This is a genomic window from Tsukamurella tyrosinosolvens (genome assembly GCF_900104775.1).
Lineage (GTDB): Bacteria > Actinomycetota > Actinomycetes > Mycobacteriales > Mycobacteriaceae > Tsukamurella > Tsukamurella tyrosinosolvens.
The window spans coordinates 3,647,492-3,668,163 of sequence record NZ_FNSA01000003.1 but is presented as its reverse complement, the minus strand read 5'-3'; the positions used below and the strand labels follow the sequence as shown (position 1 = coordinate 3,668,163).

Annotated in this window: 19 protein-coding genes; 13 read left to right on the top strand and 6 right to left on the bottom strand. The window is 71.8% G+C overall.

The window, feature by feature from the left end; genetic code table 11:
- Positions 1-140 precede the first annotated feature (140 nt).
- Positions 141-1,316: a Gfo/Idh/MocA family protein gene (locus tag BLW32_RS20140; protein ID WP_068739467.1), complete on the top strand. Its 1,176-nt coding sequence runs from the start codon at positions 141-143 to the stop codon at positions 1,314-1,316.
- A gap of 70 nt (positions 1,317-1,386) precedes the next feature.
- Here the strand turns inward: BLW32_RS20140 and BLW32_RS20135 are convergent, their stop codons facing one another.
- Positions 1,387-2,415, bottom strand: a complete 1,029-nt coding sequence (locus BLW32_RS20135) for a sugar phosphate isomerase/epimerase family protein (protein WP_068739465.1) — start codon at positions 2,413-2,415, stop codon at positions 1,387-1,389.
- A 28-nt stretch (positions 2,416-2,443) separates the two neighbouring features.
- Positions 2,444-3,658 (bottom strand): Gfo/Idh/MocA family protein, encoded by a 1,215-nt coding sequence (locus tag BLW32_RS20130; protein WP_068739463.1) that lies wholly within the window; start codon positions 3,656-3,658, stop codon positions 2,444-2,446.
- 111 nt (positions 3,659-3,769) lie between these two features.
- On the opposite strand from BLW32_RS20130, the gene BLW32_RS20125 reads away from it, so the two are divergent.
- From BLW32_RS20125 to BLW32_RS20085, 9 genes are all read left to right on the top strand, one after another.
- A complete protein-coding gene (locus BLW32_RS20125) occupies positions 3,770-4,792 on the top strand; it encodes a LacI family DNA-binding transcriptional regulator (protein WP_068739461.1) in 1,023 nt (340 codons plus the stop codon).
- A gap of 120 nt (positions 4,793-4,912) precedes the next feature.
- On the top strand, positions 4,913-5,935 hold the full coding sequence (locus tag BLW32_RS20120; RefSeq protein WP_068521494.1) for a substrate-binding domain-containing protein: 1,023 nt from the start codon (positions 4,913-4,915) through the stop codon (positions 5,933-5,935).
- The gene (locus tag BLW32_RS20115; RefSeq protein ID WP_068521492.1) at positions 5,935-6,993 is read left to right on the top strand and encodes an ABC transporter permease; all 1,059 of its coding nucleotides are present in this window, start codon (positions 5,935-5,937) and stop codon (positions 6,991-6,993) included. The genes BLW32_RS20120 and BLW32_RS20115 overlap by 1 nt, the downstream gene beginning before the upstream one ends.
- A gap of 4 nt (positions 6,994-6,997) precedes the next feature.
- The gene (locus tag BLW32_RS20110; RefSeq protein ID WP_068739459.1) at positions 6,998-7,810 is read left to right on the top strand and encodes an ATP-binding cassette domain-containing protein; all 813 of its coding nucleotides are present in this window, start codon (positions 6,998-7,000) and stop codon (positions 7,808-7,810) included.
- 4 nt (positions 7,811-7,814) lie between these two features.
- A complete protein-coding gene (locus BLW32_RS20105; RefSeq protein WP_139286272.1) occupies positions 7,815-8,972 on the top strand; it encodes a Gfo/Idh/MocA family protein in 1,158 nt (385 codons plus the stop codon).
- A gap of 25 nt (positions 8,973-8,997) precedes the next feature.
- Entirely contained in the window at positions 8,998-10,173 is a 1,176-nt protein-coding gene (locus tag BLW32_RS20100; protein ID WP_068739455.1) for a Gfo/Idh/MocA family protein, read from the top strand.
- A gap of 1 nt (position 10,174) precedes the next feature.
- Complete coding sequence (locus BLW32_RS20095) at positions 10,175-11,125, top strand: sugar phosphate isomerase/epimerase family protein (RefSeq protein WP_068739454.1); 951 nt, start codon at positions 10,175-10,177, stop codon at positions 11,123-11,125.
- Positions 11,122-12,123 carry an inositol 2-dehydrogenase gene (gene iolG, locus BLW32_RS20090; RefSeq protein ID WP_068739452.1) on the top strand — a complete coding sequence of 334 codons (1,002 nt, stop codon included), beginning with the start codon at positions 11,122-11,124 and terminating at the stop codon, positions 12,121-12,123. Before BLW32_RS20095 ends, iolG begins: the two co-directional genes overlap by 4 nt.
- Positions 12,120-13,136, top strand: coding sequence for a Gfo/Idh/MocA family protein (locus tag BLW32_RS20085; protein ID WP_068739450.1), 1,017 nt, complete (start codon positions 12,120-12,122; stop codon positions 13,134-13,136). Before iolG ends, BLW32_RS20085 begins: the two co-directional genes overlap by 4 nt.
- Positions 13,137-13,170: 34 nt before the next feature.
- Here BLW32_RS20085 and BLW32_RS20080 read toward each other — a convergent pair whose 3' ends face one another.
- Genes BLW32_RS20080 through BLW32_RS20070 form a run of 3 tightly spaced genes read right to left on the bottom strand, consistent with a single transcriptional unit; the run spans position 13,171 to position 16,595 of the window.
- A complete protein-coding gene (locus BLW32_RS20080; RefSeq protein WP_068626895.1) occupies positions 13,171-14,580 on the bottom strand; it encodes an MFS transporter in 1,410 nt (469 codons plus the stop codon).
- A 39-nt stretch (positions 14,581-14,619) separates the two neighbouring features.
- Positions 14,620-15,408: an SDR family oxidoreductase gene (locus BLW32_RS20075; protein WP_082791170.1), complete on the bottom strand. Its 789-nt coding sequence runs from the start codon at positions 15,406-15,408 to the stop codon at positions 14,620-14,622.
- Positions 15,405-16,595 (bottom strand): phytanoyl-CoA dioxygenase family protein, encoded by a 1,191-nt coding sequence (locus tag BLW32_RS20070; RefSeq protein WP_068739722.1) that lies wholly within the window; start codon positions 16,593-16,595, stop codon positions 15,405-15,407. Before BLW32_RS20070 ends, BLW32_RS20075 begins: the two co-directional genes overlap by 4 nt.
- A 135-nt stretch (positions 16,596-16,730) precedes the next feature.
- Here BLW32_RS20070 and BLW32_RS20065 point away from each other — a divergent pair, with 135 nt between their 5' ends.
- Positions 16,731-17,765 (top strand): LacI family DNA-binding transcriptional regulator, encoded by a 1,035-nt coding sequence (locus BLW32_RS20065; RefSeq protein ID WP_068739718.1) that lies wholly within the window; start codon positions 16,731-16,733, stop codon positions 17,763-17,765.
- Here the strand turns inward: BLW32_RS20065 and BLW32_RS20060 are convergent.
- On the bottom strand, positions 17,755-18,495 hold the full coding sequence (locus BLW32_RS20060; protein ID WP_068521474.1) for a GntR family transcriptional regulator: 741 nt from the start codon (positions 18,493-18,495) through the stop codon (positions 17,755-17,757). The genes BLW32_RS20065 and BLW32_RS20060 overlap by 11 nt on opposite strands.
- A 280-nt stretch (positions 18,496-18,775) precedes the next feature.
- On the opposite strand from BLW32_RS20060, the gene iolC reads away from it, so the two are divergent.
- Together iolC and BLW32_RS20050 are read left to right on the top strand one after the other, a co-directional pair.
- Positions 18,776-19,753, top strand: coding sequence for a 5-dehydro-2-deoxygluconokinase (gene iolC / locus BLW32_RS20055; RefSeq protein WP_068521472.1), 978 nt, complete (start codon positions 18,776-18,778; stop codon positions 19,751-19,753).
- Entirely contained in the window at positions 19,746-20,657 is a 912-nt protein-coding gene (locus BLW32_RS20050) for a Cgl0159 family (beta/alpha)8-fold protein (protein ID WP_068521470.1), read from the top strand. The genes iolC and BLW32_RS20050 overlap by 8 nt, the downstream gene beginning before the upstream one ends.
- Positions 20,658-20,672: the final 15 nt, after the last annotated feature.

Here is a 20,672-nt window from a genome sequence, read left to right as displayed (position 1 = left end):
TGTCCGCGTGAGGAACATCACAGCAGACCGGTGGAGCGTTTGACAAGTAGTTCGACGAGATTGAAAGAATGTCATGACATGACTATCGAACGTGTGGCATCCTGAAACCGTTCGGCTGGATACGACGGAGGTGGCACACGATGCACGACGGTACGCAGCAGGATCCGACCCCGGTGCGGGTGGCCGTGATCGGCATGGGCTGGATGGGCCGGGTGCACGCGCAGGCGTACGCCCGTGTGCCGCATCACTACCCGGACGGCCCGGCCGTGCCGGTGCTCGCCGCGGTGGCGGACGACGTCCCGGGGCGGGCGACGGCGTTCGCCACCAGGTTCGGGGCCTCCGCCGCCTACACCGACTGGCGTGACGTCCTCGGCGATCCGTCGATCGACGCCGTCTCGGTGACCGTGCCGAACTTCCTGCACCGCGAGATCGGCGTCGCGGTGCTCGACGCCGGTAAGCATCTCTGGATCGAGAAGCCCGTCGGGCTGACCGCGGCGGACGCCGCCGCGGTCGCCGAGGCCGCGGAGCGCAACGACCGGCGCACCGCCGTCGGCTTCAACTACCGCAACGCCCCTGCGGTGCAGGCCGCCCGGGCGATGATCGCCGACGGCCGGCTCGGCACCATCACGCACGCCCGGTTCCGGCTGTTCAGCGACTACGCCGCCCATCCCGACGGTGCCCTCACCTGGCGTTACCAGCGGGGCCGCGGCGGGAACGGCGTGCTCGGCGACCTGGGGTCCCACGGCGTCGACCTGGTCACCCACCTGCTCGGCGACATCGCCGCCCTGGTCGCCGACACCGCGATCTTCATCCCCGAACGCTCCGAGCCCACCGGCGCCACCTCGGGACACCAGCTCGCCACGTCCGGCGTGCGGGGCGCGGTCGAGAACGAGGACTACCTGTCGGCGCAGCTGCGCCTGGCGTCCGGGGCGCGCTGCGTTCTCGAGGCGAGCCGGGTCGCGGTGGGGGAGCAGAACTCCTACGGCTTCGAGATCCACGGCACGTCCGGCATGGTGCGCTGGGACTACCGGCGCATGGGCGAGCTCGAGGCGTCACTGGGCTCGGACTTCCAGGACCAGCCCGTGTCGGCGGTGCACGTCGGGCCCGGCAGCGGCGACTACGCCGCGTTCCAGCCCGGCGCGGCGAATCCCATGGGCTACGACGACCTCAAGGTCATCGAGGCCCAGCGCTTCCTCCGGTCGGTGGTCACCGGCGTCCCCGAGGGCGCCACCGTCGACGATGCGGTGCGCAGCGCCCGCGCGCTCGACGCCATGACCCGCTCGGTCGACGAGGGGCGCTGGGTGACGCTCGCGTAGTCCGCGTAGTCCGCGTAGTCCGCGTGGAACGGGTGCCGACGGTCCGCGGACCGTCGGCACCCGTCGTCCGTCACCCGCGCGCCGGCTCCGTCCGCAGGGATGCCGTGAGCGCGGCGTCCGCCGCGAGCAGGACCTCGGCCGCGACGGCGACGCCCTCCTCGCGGCCCAGCTCGGTGTCCTCGTGCTCGATGTTCACGAGCATGTCCGGATCCACCTCGTGCAGGGCGCGGAGGAACTCGGTCCAGTACGCGACGTCGTGGCCCTTGCCGAGCGCCACGAAGTCCCACGCGGACTCCGTCGGCCACTCGTTGGCCCACTCGTCGCCACCGAGGTTGGTCCGCGGCTCGTCGGCGCCGAGCCGGCGGAAGGAGTTGTCCAACACCCCGTTCAGCGCCGCGTGCTCCGGGTTGATCCGGACGTCCTTGGCGGCGGCGTGGACGACCAGATCGCCGAGGTGCCGGACCACGGCGACCGGGTCCATCTGCTGCCAGAACAGATGCGAGGCGTCGAGCTCCACGCCGAGGTGCGTGGACCCTGTCCGCTCGACCAGCTCGTGCACCGACGCACTGTTGAAGACGATGTTCTGCGGGTGCAGCTCCAGCGCGACCGTGACGTCGTGGTCGCGGGCGATGCGGTCGGTCTCGCGCCAGAACTCGGTGGCGATCTCCCACTGGTGGTCCAGGACGTCGAGCGCGGCCGAGTTCCAGGCGTTCACCACCCAGTTCTGGTGCCGTGCACCGGGGTCGCCGCCGGGCAGGCCGGACATGGTGACGACGCGGTCCTGGCCCAGGCGGGCCGCGAGCCGGATCGAGCGGCGGATGTCGTCGGCGTGCCTGCCGCCGATCGCGCGGTTCGGGTGCAGCGGGTTGCCGTTGCAATTGAGGCCGGCGATGGTGACGCCGGTGCCCTCGAAGCTCCCGAGGAAGTCGTCGCGGGCGGTGTCGCTGGCGAGGATGTCGGCGATGTTCGGCACGTGCACCGGCGGCAGGAAGCCCCCGGTGTTGAGCTCGATACCGGTGAGACCCACCGAGGCGATCGCGCGGAGCGCGTCGGGCAGCGGGCGGTCGTGGTAGATCGCGTTGTACAGGCCGAGTTTCATGGGGATTCTCCGTCGGGATGTCGGGACGTCAGGACCGGGGGAGGAGCGAGGGCACGTCGACGGGGGCGCCGCCGGCGACAGCGGAGCGGGCGACGGCGTCGATGAGCTCCATGTTGTGCAGGCCGTCGGCGAAGTCGGCGTTGCGCGGTAGCGATTCGTCGGCGCGCAGGCCGGCGACCTCCTCGAGCATCGCGCGGGCCTGGAAGACGAAGCCGTCGTTCTGGCCGATCCCCACGCCGGGCGCGTCCATCGCGAGGCCACCGCGCCAGTACGGGTGGTCGGGGCCGAGCGTCACCGTGCGCGGGCCGCCGAGCGCGTGGTCGCCGTCGGCGAGCACGACCTGGACCTGGCCCGGATTGCGGAAGTCGAACGCCGCCGAGCCTCGCTCGCAGAACACCTCGACCTTCAGGGTGTTGGGGTGGCCGGCCGCCACCCGGGAGACCTGCAGCGCGCCGGTCCCGCCGCCCGCGAAGTCCACGAAGAAGCCGGCCACGTCGTCGTTCTCAACGGCGTCCCGCTCGTCGCTGACCGCGCCGTGCTCGTGGCCGATGACGCGGCCGAGCGGCTTGGGGCGCGTCGGGAACGCGGTGTGCAGCGTCGCGCCGCGGACGGTGGCGACCGGGCCGCCGAACAGCTCCGCGATGTAGGTCAGGTGGCTGCCGACGTCGGCGAGCGCGCCCGAGCCCGCCGGGCCCTTGAACCGCCAGCTGATCGGGCCATCGGGGTCGCAGGCGTAGTCGGTCCAGTAGGCGCCGTCGACGTTGATGAGCCGGCCCAGGCGGCCGCTCCGCACCAGTTCGCCGAGCAGGGCGATGCCGGGCGAGCGGAGGTACGTCAGGCCGATCCGGCCCAGGACGCCGCGCTCGGCGGCCGTGTCCGCGGCGGCCACCATGGCGCGCGCGTCGGCGAGGGCGTCCGAGAGAGGCTTCTCGCAGAGCACGTGCTTGCCCGCGGCCAGAAGGGATTCGACGATCTCCCGGTGCAGTGCGTTGGCCACGACCACGCTCACCACGTCGATGTCGTCGGCAGCCGCGATCGCCTGCCAGGAGGTGTCGTGCCGCTCGAAGCCGAACCGGCGAGCGGTGTCCTCCGCCAGCGGTTCGTACGCGTCGGCGATGGAGACCAGCCGCACGTCCGGCAGTCCGGGGCCGTAGACGGCGGTGGCGGACCGGTACCCGGCGGCGTGCGCCTTCCCCGCCATGCCGGCGCCGATCACGGCGACGCCGATGCTGTTCCCGCTCATTGTTCCCTCCTTCAGGGTTGCTGTGCGCGCTGTCACGACCTACTGTCGATGTGAGTTGGAGCGCTCCAACAATGATGAGTAATGTTCGTATGTCCTGTCAAGGGGTGGCGCATGGCGGATGGACGGCCGACGATCTACGACGTCGCGACGCGGGCGGGGGTGTCGAAGTCCCTGGTCTCCCTGGTGCTGCAGGGATCGCCGCGGGTCGGGGACGTCTCGCGGCGTGCCGTCGAGGAGGCGATCGCGGAGCTCGGGTACCGCCCCAGTCGGGCTGCGGCCGACCTCGCCGCCCGGCGAACGCACACCGTGGGCGTGCTGATCGACGACTACACGAACCTGTGGTTCGTCGACCTCGTGCGCGGCCTGCACGCCGCGCTGGGGCCCGCCGGCTACCGACTGGCGGTCGTCGACGTCGCGACCGCGGACCAGGCCGAGGACCCGGTCGAATCCATGCTCGCGATGCGGGTCGACGGGCTCGTGCTCGGCATGGATCCCCCGCGATCGCTGCTCGCGCGCGACGGTGCGGCGCTCCCGCCGGTCGTGGTCGCGGGCACCCGCGCGGTGCGGGACGCGCGGTTCGACGCGGTCGCCAACGACGATGCGGAGGGAGCGCGCCTCGTCGCGCGACACCTGGTGGGGCTGGGGCATCGCGTCGTCGGACAGGTGTGCGCCGGCGGCGGGGCGGGCGACGTGCGGCGGGAGGCCTTCTCCGCCGAGGTCTCCCGCTTGGGCGCGACCGCGGTCGACGCCTCGTGGCGCGGTGAGGCGTCCGACGAGGCCGGATTCCGTGCCGCGACCGAACTGTTCGCCGCGGATCCCGGGATCACCGCGGTGTTCGCGGCGAACGACGTGATGGCGGTCGGCGTGCTCGGGGCGGCGCGCGAGCACGGGATGGACGTCCCGCGGGACCTCTCCGTCGTCGGCTACGACGACACCTCGTTGGCGTCGACCCGGCTGGTGGGGTTGACGACGGTCGACGACCGCAGCTTCGACGTGGGCCACCGCGCGGGTGCTCTCCTGTGCGACCGGATGGGGGCGGGCGGCGGCGTCGCGGCCCCGGCGGCGCGCGACCGTGAGAGCCGTGTTCTCGCACCGAGACTGGTCGTCCGGGGCACCACCGCACCGCCCGGTTGAGCCGCAAGATCGCGGCAATGTGCGTATGTCTGAACAAACACTAGGCAAGCGCTGTGATCTGTACTACATTCAGCTCAGCGAGTGGGTCGTCTCACTCGGTGAGGTCGAAGGGACACAGCAATGAAGAAGACCACGCAGCGGCCGCGGAAGCTCCGAACCCTGCTCGCCGCGACCGCGGCCGGCACGGCCGCGCTCATCACGGTGGTGGGGTGCTCGAGCACGGGCGGTGCGCCGCGCGACACCGGCGACGGCGGCGCCGGAGTCGGCTCGGCGGGCACCAAGCGCCTGACCATCGCCATGGTCACGCACCAGCAGCCCGGCGACACCTTCTGGGACCTCATCCGCAAGGGCGCGGAGATGGCGGCGAAGAAGGACAACGTCACCCTCCGGTACTCCAACGACCCGCAGGCGCCCAACCAGGCGAATCTCGTGCAGGCGGCGATCGACAGCAAGGTCGACGGGATCGCGCTCACCCTCTCCACGCCCAACGCCTTCCAGGCCGTGGTGCAGAACGCGCAGAAGGCGGGGATCCCGGTCTCCGCGTTCAACGCCGGCTACAACGACTACGCCCGCATGGGGATCCAACAGTACTTCGGCCAGGACGAGACCACCGCGGGCGTCGCCGTAGGGGAGCGCCTCGCGAAGGAGGGCGCGAAGAAGGCCATCTGCATCATCCAGCAGCAGGGGCAGGTCCAGCTCGAGTCGCGGTGCGCGGGGGTCCGGACGGGCCTCGCGGGCGGCACCGTCGAGAACCTCAACGTCAACGGTGAGGACATGACCGACGTGCAGTCGAAGGTCAACGCCAAGCTGCAGCAGGACCCGAGCATCGACACCGTGGTGGCCCTGGGCGCCCCCTTCGCGCTGACGGCCACCAAGGCGGTCGAGAGCGCCGGCGCCAAGCCACGGATCGTCACCTTCGACACCAACGCGGCCCTGGTCGGAGCGATCCAGAACGGCAAGGTCGCGTGGGCCGTCGATCAGCAGCCGTACCTGCAGGGCTACCTCGCCATCGATTCGCTCTGGCTGCAGATCATCAACGGCAACACCATCGGCGGCGGGCAGGCCGTGTTCACCGGGCCGGCGTTCATCGACAAGACCAACGTCGACAAGGTCGCCGAGCTCGCCAAGGGCGGTACCCGCTGATGACCACCGACGAGGCCCTCGACCTCAGCACGCACACGCCCGTCACCGACGAACGCGTCAAGAAACAGAAGCCCCTCCAGCGCTTGATCCTGCGCCCCGAGGTCGGCGCCCTGATCGGCGCGATCGCGATCCTGATCTTCTTCCTCATCGTGGCGCCGCCTTTCCGCAGTCCGGAGGCCTTCGCCACCGTCCTGTACGCCAGTTCGACGATCGGCATCATGGCCTGCGGGGTCGCCGTCCTCATGATCGGCGGCGAGTTCGACCTGTCGACCGGTGTGGCCGTGACCTTCTCGTCGCTCGCGGCGTCGATGCTCGCCTACAACCTGCACCTGAACACGTGGGTGGGATCCCTGCTCGCCCTGGGGCTGTCGCTCGCCGTGGGAGCCTTCAACGGCTACATGGTGATGCGCACCAAGATCCCCAGCTTCCTCATCACGCTGGCCACGTTCCTCATGCTCACCGGTATCAACCTCGCGGTCACCAAGATGGTCACCGGCCAGGTCGCCACCCCGACCATCGCCGACATGGAGGGGTTCCCGTCGGCGCAGGCCGTCTTCTCCTCGACGATCCACGTCTTCGGCGTCGGCCTCAAGGTGACGGTGCTCTGGTGGATTCTGTTCACCGCGGTCGCCACCTACGTGCTCATGCGCACCCGGGTCGGGAACTGGATCTTCGCCGTCGGCGGCAACCAGGATTCCGCACGGGCCGTGGGTGTCCCGGTCACCAAGGTCAAGATCGGCCTGTTCATGTTCGTGGCCTTCTGCGCCTGGTTCGTCGGGCAACACCTGCTGTACGCCTACGACACCGTCCAGTCCGGGCAGGGCGTCGGCAACGAGTTCCTGTACATCATCGGCGCCGTCATCGGCGGCTGCCTCCTCACGGGCGGCTACGGCACCGCGGTCGGGGCCATGATCGGCGCCTTCATCTTCGGCATGGTCAACCAGTGCATCGTCTACGCCGGCTGGAACCCCGACTGGTTCAAGTTCTTCCTCGGCATCATGCTGCTGTTCGCCGTGATCGCCAACAACGCATTCCGCAACTTCGCCGCGAAGAGGTGACCCGATGACCACGGACGACATTCAGGCCGAGACGCCCGAGACCGGCGACGACAAGGTCGCGCTGATCGAGTTCAAGGACGTCGGCAAGCAGTACGGCAACATCATCGCGCTCCAGGGGATCAACCTCCGCGTGTACCCCGGCGAGGTCACCTGCGTGCTCGGCGACAACGGCGCGGGCAAGTCGACGCTGATCAAGACGATGGCGGGGCTGCACAAGCCCAGCGAGGGCGAGGTCCTCGTCGACGGCGAGGTCACGACCCTCGACTCGCCGAAGGACGCGCTCGCGAAGGGCGTCGCCACCGTCTACCAGGATCTCGCAGTCGTGGGGTTGATGCCGGTGTGGCGCAACTTCTTCCTCGGCCAGGAGCTGCGCTCGGGCTTCCTCAAGAGTCTCGACGTGCAGACCATGCGCGCCACGACGAAGGAGGAACTGTTCAAGATGGGCATCGATCTCCCGGACGTGGACGCCCCCATCAGCTCCTTGTCGGGCGGCCAGCGGCAGTGCGTCGCCATCGCCCGGGCGATCTACTTCGGCGCGCGGGTGCTGATCCTCGACGAGCCGACGGCAGCGTTGGGCGTCAAGCAGTCCGGCATGGTGCTGCGGTACATCACAGCGGCCCGGGACCAGGGCTTCGGCGTCGTCTTCATCACGCACAACCCGCACCACGCGTACATGGTCGGCGATCACTTCGTGCTGCTCAACCGCGGCCGGCAGAAGCTCGACTGCACGTACGACGAGATCAGCCTGGAGGAGCTGACCTCGCAGATGGCGGGCGGCGACGAGCTCGAGACCCTCAGCCACGAACTGCGCAGGTGAGTGGGTGAGGGCGACACTCCTCGAACGCTTCGGCCGCCGCGTGCGGGTCGCAATGGTCGGCGGCGGGATCGGCAGCTACATCGGCGAGACCCACGCCGTCGCGCTCCGCGCCGACGGGCTGTGGGACCTCGTCGCGGGCGCCTTCTCCCGCAACCCGGACACCAACGCGGCCACCGGGCGGTCGTGGCTCGTGCCACCGGAGCGCACCTACGCCGATCACCGCGCCCTCATCGCGGGGGAGTCCGTGCGGGCGGACCGCGTCGACGCGGTGATCGTCGCGACCCGGCCGTCGAGCCACGCCGAGATCGCCTGCGACCTCCTGGCAGCCGGCTTCCACGTGATCTCCGAGAAGCCCCTCACCGATACCGCCGCCGACGCCCGCCGGGTCGCGGCGGCGGTATCGGAGTCGGGCCGGCGGCTCATGCTCACCCACTGCTACAGCGGTTATCCCATGGTGCGCCAGGCGCGGGAGATGGTCGCCCGGGGCGACCTCGGCCGGATCACCCTGGTCGAGAGCAGGTTCGCCGGCGGGATGTACGCGGCGGACACACCGCCCGGCTCGTGGCGCGTGGACGGCACGGAGGGCGGCGTCACCGCGCTGATCGCCGACCTCGGCACGCACGCGCTGCACCTCGCGGAGTTCGTCGCCGGCCGTCGGATCACCACGGTCGCCGCGGACCTCGCGCGGGTCGCCCCCGAGCATGTGGCCTTCGACAACGCGTATCTGACCCTCCGCTTCGAGAACGGCGCGCGCGGACGCTGCTGGAGCACCTCGCAGGCCGCCGGGGCCACGCACGGCCTCGCGGTCACCGTCCACGGCGACCGCGGCAGCGTGAGCTGGGACCACGACACCCCGGAGACCCTGTGGTGGCGTGCCGCCGGCGAACCCGACCGGCTGCTCACCAAAGCCGGACCCGCGGCGACCCCCGCGGCGCTCGCCGCGTCCCGGTTCACCGCCGGACACCCGGACGGGTACGCGCTGGCCTTCGCGAACCTCTACCGCGACTTCGCGTGCGCGCTGCTCTCCGAGGCGCTGGGCGAGGACCCCTCCCCGTACCTGGCCGATCTCCCCGACGTCGCCGACGGTGTCCGCACCCTGGCGATCGTCGAGGCGGCCGTCCGGTCCGACGCGGCCGGGCGCCCCGTCACGGTCGACACCTGACCACCCCGACCCGAATCGAGCGAACATGACCGAGCCGATCCGCGTGGCCCTCGTGGGCTGCGGCAACATCGCCCTGGGCTTCCACATCCCCGCGTACCTCACCGCCGACGACCGGTTCCGCATCGTCGGTATCGCCGACCCGACCCCCGAGCGGCTCGAGCTGGGCCGCGTCGCCGCGGGACTGACACCCGAGCAGGTGCACGCGGACGTCGCCGAGCTACTGGCCCGCGACGACGTCGACGCGCTGGACCTGTGCACCCCGCAGCACCTGCACCGCGACGTCGCGGTCGCCGCCGCCCGCGCCGGCAAGCACGTCTTGTGTGAGAAGCCGATCGCCGCCGTCCCCGCGGACGCGGAGGCCATGCGCGCCGCGGCCGAGAAGGCGGGCACCGTGCTCGCGGTGGTCGCCAACTACCTGTTCTTCCCGGAGGTGGTGGCGCTGCGGGCGATCATCGACTCCGGCGAGCTCGGCGAGATCCGCACGGCGCGCGTCGACATGCTGGGTGTCCTCGACCTACCGGGCGCGGCGGGCTATCGGCCCAGCTGGCGGCACGATCCCGCGCAGGCGGGCGGGGGCGTCCTGGTCGACATGCTGCACGGGGTGTACCTCGCCGAGGCCCTCCTCGGCGCCCGCGCGGAGCGAGTCTCCGCGTTCGTCGATAGCGCGACCGACGGCGACGCCGTCGATGGAATCGCGTTGTGCCGCCTCGAGGCCGGCCGCCGCGTCGCGATGGTGAACATCGCGTGGGGCATGGGCCAGGGCGGTGTCGCGGTCGAGGGCACTCGCGGCCGCGCGGTCGCGCACTACCGCGCGGACGGGACGATGCCGTGGGCCCCGTTCGAATCACTCACCGTCACCACGGAATCCGGGACGCGCACCGTCGACCTCCCGGCGGGAGCCGAACTGGAGCCCCTCATCGCCGCGTCGATGCGCGACACGGTGCTCGACTTCGCCGACGCGATCGCCGGCGACCGGGCGCCCGCCGTCGACGCCGCGGTCGCCCGACACATCCTCGAGATCACCGTCGCCGCCTACGCGTCCGGCGCCCTCGGGACGACCGTCCGCCTCCCGCTCGACGGCGCGCTGTTCACCGCCGGCGTCGCAGGCCTCGCGGAGATCGGCGTCCCCGACGACTCCTTCGTCCGCCGCCGTGGCCTGTTCGGCCTGACGGTGCCGGCGACGTCCGGGATCGGGGGCTGACGTGCAGATCGGACTGCTCACCGACAGCCTCTCCGAGCTCACCCGCGCCGAGGCCCTCGACACGGCCGTGGACCTCGGCGTCGAGACCGTCGAGATCGGCCTGGGCGGTGTGCACGGCGGGTGGTCGCCCGCCCCGCACGCCGATCTGGCGGAGCTGTTGGACGACGGTGGCGCGCGTGCGGGCCTGGCCCGCGACGTCGCCTCCCGCGGGCTGCGGCTCGAGGCCTTCAACGCCGCCGGGAACCCGTTGCACCCCCGGCACGGAGAGCGCGATGCCGCCGTCCTGCGCGGTGCGCTGCGGCTGGCCCAGGAGTTCGAGGTCGGCACCGTCGTCACCATGTCGGGCCTCCCCGGCTATCCGGGCGATACGGTGCCGCCGTGGATCACCACGGTCTGGCCGCCGGAGAACCTGGAACTCCTGGACTACCAGTGGGAGCGGGCGATCGACTGGTGGGGGCCGATCGCCGAGGAGGCGCGAGCACGGGGTGTCCGGATCGCTGTCGAGATGCACGCCAACCAGCTGGTCTACAGCGTCCCGGGGCTGTTGCGCCTGCGCGATGCCGTCGGCGACACGGTCGGCGCGAACGTCGACCCCAGCCACCTGATCTGGATGGGCGCCGACCCGCTCGCCGCGATCCGCGCCCTGGACGGCGCGATCCATCACGTGCACGCCAAGGACACCCGGATCGAGGACCGCGCCGCAGTCGCCTCCCGGCTGGAGACGATCCCGAACCCGCGTACCGGGGAGCGGGCTTGGAACTACGTCGCCGTCGGGACGGGGCACCCCGACGGGGTCGACTTCTGGGTGCGGTTCATCGCGAACCTGCGCCTCGCGGGCTACGACGGTCCGCTGTCCATCGAGAACGAGGACTACACGCTGGGCCAGCGCGAATCCGTCGCGCTGGCCGTCGAGACGCTGCGCACCGCGCAGCACCTGGAGGAGGTGCGATGAGCAGGACCCGGATCGCGGTGCTCGGATGCGGCCGGATCGGGCGGGTGCACGCCGATTCCGTCGCGGTGAGCGACCGCGCCGAGCTGACGTGGGTCTTCGACCCGATCGAGGCGGCGGCCGGAGAAGTCGGTGAGCGCTACGGCGCGGCCTGGACCACCGATGTCGAGGAGGTCCTCGCGGCCGGTGACGTGGACGCCGGCGTGGTCGCCTCGCCGACACCGACGCACGTCGACCTGCTGACCCGCGCGGTACGCACCGGCCGGACCGTGCTGTGCGAGAAGCCCATCGACCTCGACCTCGCGCGGGTCGATGCGTGCCGCGCCGACCTCGGCGAGCTCACGCAGAAGGTGATGCTCGGCTTCAACCGCCGCTTCGACTCCTCCTTCGCCGAGGTCCGCCGCCGTGTCGACGCGGGGGAGATCGGCTCGCTGGAGCAACTGACGATCGTCAGCCGCGACCCCGCGCCGCCACCCGCGGAGTACGTGGCCTCCTCGGGCGGGCTGTTCCGCGACATGATGATCCACGATCTCGACCTCGCCCGGTTCTTCCTCGGCGAGGTGGTGGCCGTGTCCGCCCTCGGATCGAACCTGGTCTCCGAGGAGATCCGCGCTGCCGGCGACGTCGACGGCGCCATGGTCGTCCTCCGCGGCGCAGGCGGGCAGCTGGCGACGATCACCAACTCCCGGCGCTGCGCCTACGGCTACGACCAGCGGCTGGAGGCCTTCGGCGCGCTGGGCTCGCTCAGCGCGGCCAACCAGCACGCGACGTCCGTGACCTTCTCGGGGGCGGCGCACACCGGTGCCGCGGGACCGGCCCTCACCTTCTTCCTCGACCGCTACACGCCGGCCTACCGCGCGGAGCTCGACGCCTTCGTGACGATGACGGAGACCGGCGGCGCGGCGTCCCCCGGCTTCGACGACGGCCGGGCGGCCCTGCTGCTCGCCGACGCCGCCGCGGAATCGCTCCGGACCGGTGCGGTGGTGGAGGTCCGGGCATGACGGTGCGCTGGGGCCTGCTGTCGACGTCGGGGATCGGGCGGGTGGCCGCCCGCGCGATCGCCGCCGCCGACGGTGCCGATCTCGCCGCCGTCGCCGGGCGGGAGCCGGGTAGGGCGGCCGACTACGCGGCGCAGGTCGGCGCCCCGGTCTCCTACGGCTCCTACGAGGATCTCCTCGCGGACGCCGACATCGATGCCGTGTACGTGCCGCTGCCGATCACGCTGCACGCCGAGTGGGCCGTGCGGGCCCTCGAAGCGGGTAAGCACGTGCTGTGCGAGAAGCCGCTGACCCTGGACCCGGAGGAGGCGACGGCCGTCTTCGACGCCGCGGAGCGCGCGGGGCGGCTCGCGATCGAGGGCTTCATGTGGCGGCTGCACCCGCAGACGCTGCTGGTCCGTCGCCTGCTCGCGGAGGGCGCGATCGGTGCGCTCGCGCTCGTCCGCGCCGCGCTCAGCGTGAGCGCCCCCGCAGGCGACATCCGGCGCACGACCGACCTCGGCGGCGGCGCGCTCGCGGACCTCGGTGGCTACTGCGTGAGCGCGGTCCGGCTGTTCGGCGGCGAACCGTCGACCGTGCGTGCAGTCGGTGTCGCCGATCCGGCCGGTTCGGGCGCGGGCCACGACCTCCGTGCCTCCGCGGTCCTCGAACTGGAGGACGGCGTCCTCGGGCTGATCGACGTCGGATTGGACCTGGAGCGGCGCGACCAGCTCGAGCTCGTCGGCACGGAGGGACGGATCGTCGTCGACGATCCGTGGCTGTGCCGGTCCGGCGCCGTCGAGGTGATCCGCGGGGAACGGGCGGAGCGGTTGCCGGCGGATCCGGGCGGCGCCTTCGGCCTCACCCCACCCGGGCCCGACAACGAGGACGCCTACCGGATCGAGTTCGAGGCGGCGAGCGCCGCCTTCGCCGGTGGGGCGGCGCCGGCCTTCGGTCGCGCCGACGCCGTCGCGCAGGCCCGTGCCTTGGCGGCGGCGCGCCGATCCGCAGCGGAGCGCGTCACGGTCGTCCTGTGATTCCGCTCGCCGACCGCTCGCCCGACGGTGCGCGTCACCGTCGGGCAGCGGCGTGTTCGCCTGCGTTCGCGGGGAGCCGTAGCGCCCCGGCGAGGGGCAGCAGGAGCAGTGCGGCGAAGGGGACGAAGGCGATCCGGTAGCCGAGCTCGACGGCGTCCGGGCCCGCCAGGCCCGTGCCGAGACGCGCGGCCGCTGCCGCCGCGGCTATGCCCAGGGCCGTGCCCACCTGCTGGAGTGTGGCGGACAGGCCGTTCGCGGCGGGGAGCAGGTCGCGGGGGACATCGGCGAACATGACGGTGTTGTAGGCGCTGAAGCCGATGGACCGGACCATCCCGGAGAACACCAGGAGCGCGGCGATCACCGTCGCCGGCGTCGACGCGTGCACCCACCCGAAGGCGAGCAGCGTCACCGCACCCGCGACGATCGACCAGACGAGGGTGCGTCGGAACCCCAGCCCCCGGATGATCGGGGAGGTCAGCGGTTTGATCGCGAGGTTGCCGACGAAGACCGCCGTCACCATCGCGCCCGCCGCGGCAGCGCTCCACCCGAATCCGGCCTGGAAGAGCAGCACGAAGAGGAACGGCGCGCCCGTGATCACGAGACGGTAGATCGATCCGCTCACGTTGCCCACGCGGAAGGTCCGGATGCGCATGACCGCCGGATCGAACAGCGGGTGGGGGCGACGCGCCATCCCCTGTGCAGCCACCCCGGCGAGGAGCGTTGCGGCCACCACCAGGGCGGCCACGGTCCACGGGCGTCCGCCTCGCAGCAGTTCGACGCCGCCGGTGAGGCACACGACCGCGCCCGCGGTGAGCAGGTAGCCCCATCGGTCGAGCGGTGTGCGGATGCCCTCGTCGTTCCGCGGGATCAGGAGCGCACCGCCGGCCGCCAATGCAACGCCGATCGGTACGTTGAGCACGAAGATCCACCGCCATCCCAGGACGTCGGTGATGACGCCGCCGAGGAACGGCGCGATCACCGGCGCGACGAGGGAAGGCCACGTCAGGTACGCCATCGCCGCCAGGAGGTCGGCCGGCCGGACCGCGCGCAGCACCGCGATCCTCCCGACGGGGATCATCAGCGCTCCCGCCGTTCCCTGGGCGAGCCGGAACACGCACAACCACAGCAGGTCCGGTGCCAGCGCGCACGCGACCGACGCGGCGGTGAACCCCACGACCGACCACAGGAAGACCCGCCGCGTGCCGTACCGCTCGGCGACCCACCCGGCGGCGGGGATGGCCACCGCGACCGCGAGGAGGTAGCCCACGATCGCGGGGCTCACACCCGCCGGGGCGACCCCGAAGTCGCGGGCCACCGCCGGCGCAGCCGTCTGCAGCACCGTGCCGTCGAGGTTCTCGAGGAACAGCGCACCCGCGACGAGGAGCGCGAGGGGGCGGCTGAAGCTCGCGGCCTCCCGTGGGCGCCGGGCAGCGATACGCAGCATGTCAGTATGTTCGGTCAAATTAGCGTGAGGTGCAAGTTCTCAGTCGTAGGCGCCGCTCACCTGCTGGTTCCAGTCGATCACCGAGCCCGTCACGACGCCGCTCCGGTCCGAGAGCAGGAACACCACCGCCGCGGCCGCGTCGCGGGCGGAGGCGAGGCGACCGGCGGGGAGCTCCCGCCCGGCGCGCTCGGCCCAATCGTCCGGAGCGTCGTGGAACCGCTTCTGCACCAGGGCCTCGCCCTCCGTCTCGGTCCAGCCGATGTTGAGTCCGTTGATCCGGATCCGGTCGAACCGGTGCGCGTGAGCGGCGTTCTTCGTGAGGCCGATCAGCCCGGCCTTCGCCGCCACGTACGGGGCCAGGTAGGGCTGCCCGCCGTGTGCCGACATCGAGATGATGTTCACGACGGTGCCGGGCGCGTGCCGAGACCGCATGTCCCGCACCGCGGCGGCCATGGTGAAGAAGGGCGCCCGGAGATTGATCGCGATGTGCTCGTCGAAGAGCTCCGGCGTGGTCCCGGTCAGTGTGCCGCGGGAGGTGAGACCCGCCGCGTTGCACAGGCAGTCGACCCGGCCAAGCGTCTCAACGACGGCCTCGACGGAGCCCGTCGCCTGCGCCGGATCGGCGACGTCCGCGCGGACGAACAGCGCCTCCACCCCGTTCGCTGCGAGCTCGGAGCGCAGTGTCTCTCCGTTGGCGGCGTCCCTGCCGGTGAAGGCGACGCGGGCGCCCGCAGCGGCCGCCTCGCGGACGACCGCCGCGCCCACGCCCCGGCTGCCGCCCGACACCAGGACCACCTTGTCCGCCAGGTCGGCGGGCCGCGCGGTCACGGGCGGTGCCGCTCGTCGAGGGCGGCCAGCTCGGTGGCGTAGGCCTCCGGGGCCAGGCCGGAGGCGAGCGCACGGAAGGTCAGTTCCGCCTGTGTCTCGCCGTGCATGCCGTCGAGCGGCTGGTCCCGGTCCAGGTTCGACGGGAATGCGTACCCCTCGGCCGAGGCGGCGACGAGGTTCGCCACGGCGCGGGTCTCGCCGGCCGCGTCGAGCGCCTGCAGCTGCGGATACACCGACCGGAGGATCGCGGACCGGTCGACGGCGTCCATCGCGCGTCCGAACGCCGAACTGATCTGCAGCAGGTTCGCCATCCGGCGGATGCCCGCCGACCGGTTCGAGCCCGCGGCGTGGAACAGCGCCGGGTTGAAGAAGACGGCGTCGCCGGCGCGCAGCGGGAGCTGGACGTGGTTCGCCTCGAAGTAGTCCCGGAACTCCGGAAGGGTGAAGGCCACGTAGCCGGGCTCGTAGCGCTGGGAGTAGGGCAGGTACAGGGTGGGGCCCGACGAGACGGGCATGTCCACCTGCGCGACGGCGCCCTGCAGGGTGAGCGCGGGCGAGAGCAGGTGCGTGTGCCGCGGGAAGCGCTGCGCGGTCTCCGGTTCCATGAAGCCGAGGTGGTAGTCGCGGTGCGGGGACTGCGCCGTCCCACCGGGGTTGACCACGTTGATCGCGGAGGTCACCTGGTACATCGGGCCCAGCCACGCGGTCGCGACGAGCGCGAGAACGTCGTTGGCGTAGTAGCGGGCGAACGACGCCGGGTCGCGCAGTGCGTGCTTCTGGAGGGCGTTCCAGATCCGGTCGTTGGCGCCCGGGGCGGCGAAGTGGTCGCCGCCGCCGGAGCCCGTGGCGCGCTGCTCGGCGATCATCGCGGTGAACAGTTCGGTCGACGCGCGCAGGCCGTGCCGCTCGCCGAAGGCGCCGTCGAAGACGACGATGCCGGGTCCGGTCGACAGCGCCCGTGCCAGTTCGTCGGACAGGTCCTCGCGCGCGACCGGATCGCCCGCGGCCTCGGTGGCGGCCGCGCCGTAGAAGAGGACCCCGCGCACCGCCCGGTCCGCATAGGGGTACTGCGCGAGGTCCGTCTCGGCCTGCAGCAGCGCGGCGAACGCGTCGAGGTCGCAGTCGCCTTCGGTGATGCGGCTCTCCCGGTCCGGCGCGCCGGACCGCGCGGGTGAGGTGGTGGACATGTCGGTGTTCCTGACGTCGATGTGAAGCGGGAGTGGGGAATCGGTGTCCGTCCCCGGATTCATCGTGGCAAGCTGTCGAGGTCCGGGACACCCCGGAAATCCCTCAAGAATCCCTCAGCGCGAGGAGGTCCGGTGGTGGCGCACTCCCATCCGATCCGCGAGATCGCACGGCAGGCGGGCGTCAGTGAGGCCACCGTCGACCGCGTGCTGCACGGCCGTGCCGGGGTGCGCGAGGGGACGGCGGCCCAGGTCCGGCAGGCGATCGTGGATCTCGACCGGCAGCGCTCGCAGCTGCGGCTGTCGGGGCGGCGGTTCATGCTCGATCTCGTCATGGAGACGCCGCGTCGCTTCTCGGACCTGACCCGCGCCGCACTGGAGGCCGAGCTCCCCACCCTGCGTCCTGCGGTCTTCCGCGCCCGGTATCACGTGCGCGAGGCGTGGGAGCAGGAGGAACTGATCGCGGTGCTCGACGGCATCGCCCGCCGCGGCAGCCACGGCGTCGTCCTCAAGGCTCCGGATACGCCCGCGGTCGCGGCGGCGATCGGCCGCCTCACCGCGCGCCGGATCCCGGTGGTCACGGTGGTGACCGATGTGCCGCAGAGTGCCCGGATCGCGTACGTGGGCATGGACAACCGCGCCGCGGGTGCGACGGCGGCGCACCTCGTCACGCAGTGGGTGGGGAAGTCCGCCGGAGCGCTGCTCGTGGTGAGCAGTGGCCGGCTGTTCCGGGGCGAGGAGGAGAGGGAGACGGGGTTCCGCACCGAAATCGCGCGGACCGACCCGGCGCGGCGGATCGTCGGCCTCGACGACACGGGCGGCCTCGACGCGGTGTGCCGGCGGGAGGTGGCCGCGGTGCTGGTCCGCGAGCCCGACATCGCCGCCGTCTACTCACCCGGGGGCGGCAACCGCGGCATCGTCGCGGCGTTCGACGACGCGCGGCGGTCCTATCGCGGTTACATCGGCCACGACCTCGCGGAATCGAATCGCGAACTGCTGCTGGCGGGCCGGATCTCGGCCGTGTTGCATCACGACCTGCGCGCGGACCTCCGCGGCGCCGCGCACGCGATCATGGGCTTCCACGGTGCCATCACCGGTCCGCACCGGCCGCGGCCCTCCGCGATCCAGATCGTCGTGCCGCCCAATCTCGCCGCGGTGGACGTCAGCGGCTGAACACCGAGACGTCGAAGAAGTACCGCGACGCCCGGTACACATGGCGGCCCAGTTCGATGGCGGTGCCGGACTCGTTGAACGCGACGCGCTGCATCGTCAGCACGGCGCCGCCGGCGGGCTCGTCGAGCAGGCGCGACTCGTCGTCGTCGGAGATGCGCGCGCCGATCCGCTGCTGTGCCTGGGCGATCGTGATGCCGCGCCCGCGCAGGCACTGGTACAGGCCCTTGCTCTGCAGCTCGTCGGGGGCCGGGGCGAGCTCGGCGGGGATGTAGTTCGAGAGGATCGCCAGCGGTACGTCGTCCGCGCTGCGCAGCCGTCGGATCGAGACCACCTGCGCGTCGTGCTCGATGCCCAGCTCGTCGGCGATCTCCTCGTCGGGCCGGCCGAGCCGGTAGTCGAGCAGCTCCGTCGACGGGGTCTGGCCCGCGGCGATGAGGTCCTCGTAGAGGCTGGTGAGCTCCACCGCGCGGTGCACCTCGTTGCGCACCACCTGGGTGCCGACGCCGCGCTTGCGCACCAGCAGCCCCTTGTCCACGAGCGCCTGGATGGCCTGCCGGGCGGTCGGGCGGGACAGGGTCAGTCGTTTGGCGAGATCGATCTCGTTCTCGATCCGGTCCCCGGGCACCAGCTCGCCGTTCAGGATGGAACGTTCGAGGGCCTGTGCCAGCTGGTAGTACAGCGGCACGGGGCTGGTGCGGTCCAGTTCGACCGAGACCGGGGCAGGCGACATGCGATGCAGTCTAGTGCACCGAAGCGGGAAATGCGGGCGCTGATCAGCGTTTGTTCGTACAATCGCCCCTTGCAATGCGACTTGGTCTATGTCCGCACATATGACGCTCATGTCAGCCGGTACTCGGCGTCTCCGTCGGATCGGCGACGCTCCCAGGCGCTGGATTTATGCAGCTAGAAGCCTATTGAAGATTGTCGCCTCCTTCTGTTAGATTGACAGGACAAATGAGCGGGAGTGATCCACGTCTCGTCCGGGACCAGGGCTAAGGAGGGCCTCCCACATGACTGATGCCGGTACCCACGGTGCGCCGTTCGACCTGATCACCATCGGGCGGGTAGGGGTCGACATCTACCCCCTGCAGGACGGTGTCGGGCTCGACCGGGTCGAGACCTTCGGCAAGTACCTCGGGGGGAGCGCGACCAACGTCGCGGTGGCCGCGGCACGCCATGGGCGACGGTCCGCGGTCATCACGGCGACGGGCGCGGATCCGTTCGGTCGCTTCGTCCACCAGGAGCTGGTGCGGCTCGGTGTCGACGACCGGTACGTCGGCGAGGTGCGCGGGCTGAACACCCCCGTCACCTTCTGCGAGATCTTCCCGCCGGACGATTTCCCGCTCTACTTCTACCGCGACCCGATCGCGCCGGACCTCATGCTCGACGACGACGCGCTCGACCTCGACGCGATCCGCTCCGCGAAGATCTTCTGGGCCACCGTCACCGGGCTCTCCCGCGAGCCCAGCCGCTCCGCGCACCACACGGCGTGGAACGCCCGGGGTCGCGCCCCGCTGACGGTGCTCGACCTCGACTACCGGCCCATGTTCTGGGAGTCCGCCGAGGTCGCGAGCCAGGAGGTGGGCAAGGCCCTCGAGCACGTCACCGTCGCCATCGGCAACCGCGAGGAGTGCGAGGTCGCGGTCGGCGAGACCGAGCCCGGCCGCGCGGCCGACGCCCTGCTGGAGCGCGGCGTCGAGCTCGCCGTGGTGAAGCAGGGCCCCAAGGGCGTCCTCGCGAAGACCCGCGACGAGAGTGTCGAGGTCGCACCGCACTTCGTCGACGTCATCAACGGACTCGGCGCCGGCGACGGCTTCGGCGGCGCCGTCTGCCACGGCCTGCTCGCGGGCTGGCCGCTCGAGCGGGTCCTGCGCTTCGCCAACGTCGCCGGGGCCATCGTCGCCTCGCGCCGCGAATGCTCGACCGCCATGCCCACCACCGACGAGGTGGAGTCCGTCATCGAGGAACGGGACAACAACCATGTCTGACACCGCCCGCACCACCGGCCCGCTCACGGCGGGCGATTTCGACCGGCTGCGCGCCGCTCGGCACGAGAACCCCGACGCCATCGCCGACGTGCTCGGCGCGCGGATCCGCCGCCCCCTCGTCCGCGGCGACCGCCGGCTGCTCATCGTGGCGGCGGACCACCCCGCCCGCGGCGCGCTCGGCGTCGGTTCCGACGCGATGGCCATGGCCGACCGGTACGACCTGCTGCAGCGGATGGCGCTCGCCCTCTCCCGCCCCGGGGTCGACGGCGTGCTCGGCACCCCCGACGTCATCGAGGACCTCGCCCTCCTGGGCCTCCTCGACGACAAGATCGTGGTCGGCTCCATGAACCGCGGCGGCCTGCGCGGCGCGGCGTTCGAGATGGACGACCGGTACACCGCCTACGACGTGCCCGCGATGCGGCGCGGCGGCCTGGACTTCGGCAAGTTGCTGGTGCGCGTCGACCTCGAGGACCCCGGCACCGTCGCCACGCTCGAGGCCACGGCCCGCGCCGTCGACGCCGCGGCGGCCGCGAAGCTGCCGATCATGCTGGAGCCCTTCATGAGCCGCCGCACCGACGGGAAGATCGGCAACGACCTCTCGACGGAGGCCGTCATCAACTCGGTCGCCATCGCCTCCGGCCTCGGCAACACCTCCGCCTACAGCTGGCTCAAGCTCCCCGTCGTCGACGACATGGAACGCGTCATGGCGGCGACCACGCTGCCCACCCTGCTCCTCGGCGGCGACCCGGGCGGCGATCCCGCTGCCGTCTACGCCTCGTGGGCCAAGGCGCTCGCCCTGCCCGGCGTGCACGGCCTGGTCGTCGGCCGCACCCTGCTCTACCCCCGCGACGGCGACGTGACCGCCGCCGTCGACACCGCCGCCGGCCTCGTGCACGGGGCCTGACCACCCGCATCCACC

Coding starts and splice junctions, on each gene's coding strand:
- BLW32_RS20140 (WP_068739467.1), top strand. CDS start 141: ATGCACGACGGTACGCAGCAGGATCCGACCCCGGTGCGGGTGGCCGTG.
- BLW32_RS20135 (WP_068739465.1), bottom strand. CDS start 2,415: ATGAAACTCGGCCTGTACAACGCGATCTACCACGACCGCCCGCTGCCC.
- BLW32_RS20130 (WP_068739463.1), bottom strand. CDS start 3,658: ATGAGCGGGAACAGCATCGGCGTCGCCGTGATCGGCGCCGGCATGGCG.
- BLW32_RS20125 (WP_068739461.1), top strand. CDS start 3,770: ATGGCGGATGGACGGCCGACGATCTACGACGTCGCGACGCGGGCGGGG.
- BLW32_RS20120 (WP_068521494.1), top strand. CDS start 4,913: ATGAAGAAGACCACGCAGCGGCCGCGGAAGCTCCGAACCCTGCTCGCC.
- BLW32_RS20115 (WP_068521492.1), top strand. CDS start 5,935: ATGACCACCGACGAGGCCCTCGACCTCAGCACGCACACGCCCGTCACC.
- BLW32_RS20110 (WP_068739459.1), top strand. CDS start 6,998: ATGACCACGGACGACATTCAGGCCGAGACGCCCGAGACCGGCGACGAC.
- BLW32_RS20100 (WP_068739455.1), top strand. CDS start 8,998: ATGACCGAGCCGATCCGCGTGGCCCTCGTGGGCTGCGGCAACATCGCC.
- iolG (WP_068739452.1), top strand. CDS start 11,122: ATGAGCAGGACCCGGATCGCGGTGCTCGGATGCGGCCGGATCGGGCGG.
- BLW32_RS20085 (WP_068739450.1), top strand. CDS start 12,120: ATGACGGTGCGCTGGGGCCTGCTGTCGACGTCGGGGATCGGGCGGGTG.
- BLW32_RS20080 (WP_068626895.1), bottom strand. CDS start 14,580: ATGCTGCGTATCGCTGCCCGGCGCCCACGGGAGGCCGCGAGCTTCAGC.
- BLW32_RS20070 (WP_068739722.1), bottom strand. CDS start 16,595: ATGTCCACCACCTCACCCGCGCGGTCCGGCGCGCCGGACCGGGAGAGC.
- BLW32_RS20060 (WP_068521474.1), bottom strand. CDS start 18,495: ATGTCGCCTGCCCCGGTCTCGGTCGAACTGGACCGCACCAGCCCCGTG.
- iolC (WP_068521472.1), top strand. CDS start 18,776: ATGACTGATGCCGGTACCCACGGTGCGCCGTTCGACCTGATCACCATC.
- BLW32_RS20050 (WP_068521470.1), top strand. CDS start 19,746: ATGTCTGACACCGCCCGCACCACCGGCCCGCTCACGGCGGGCGATTTC.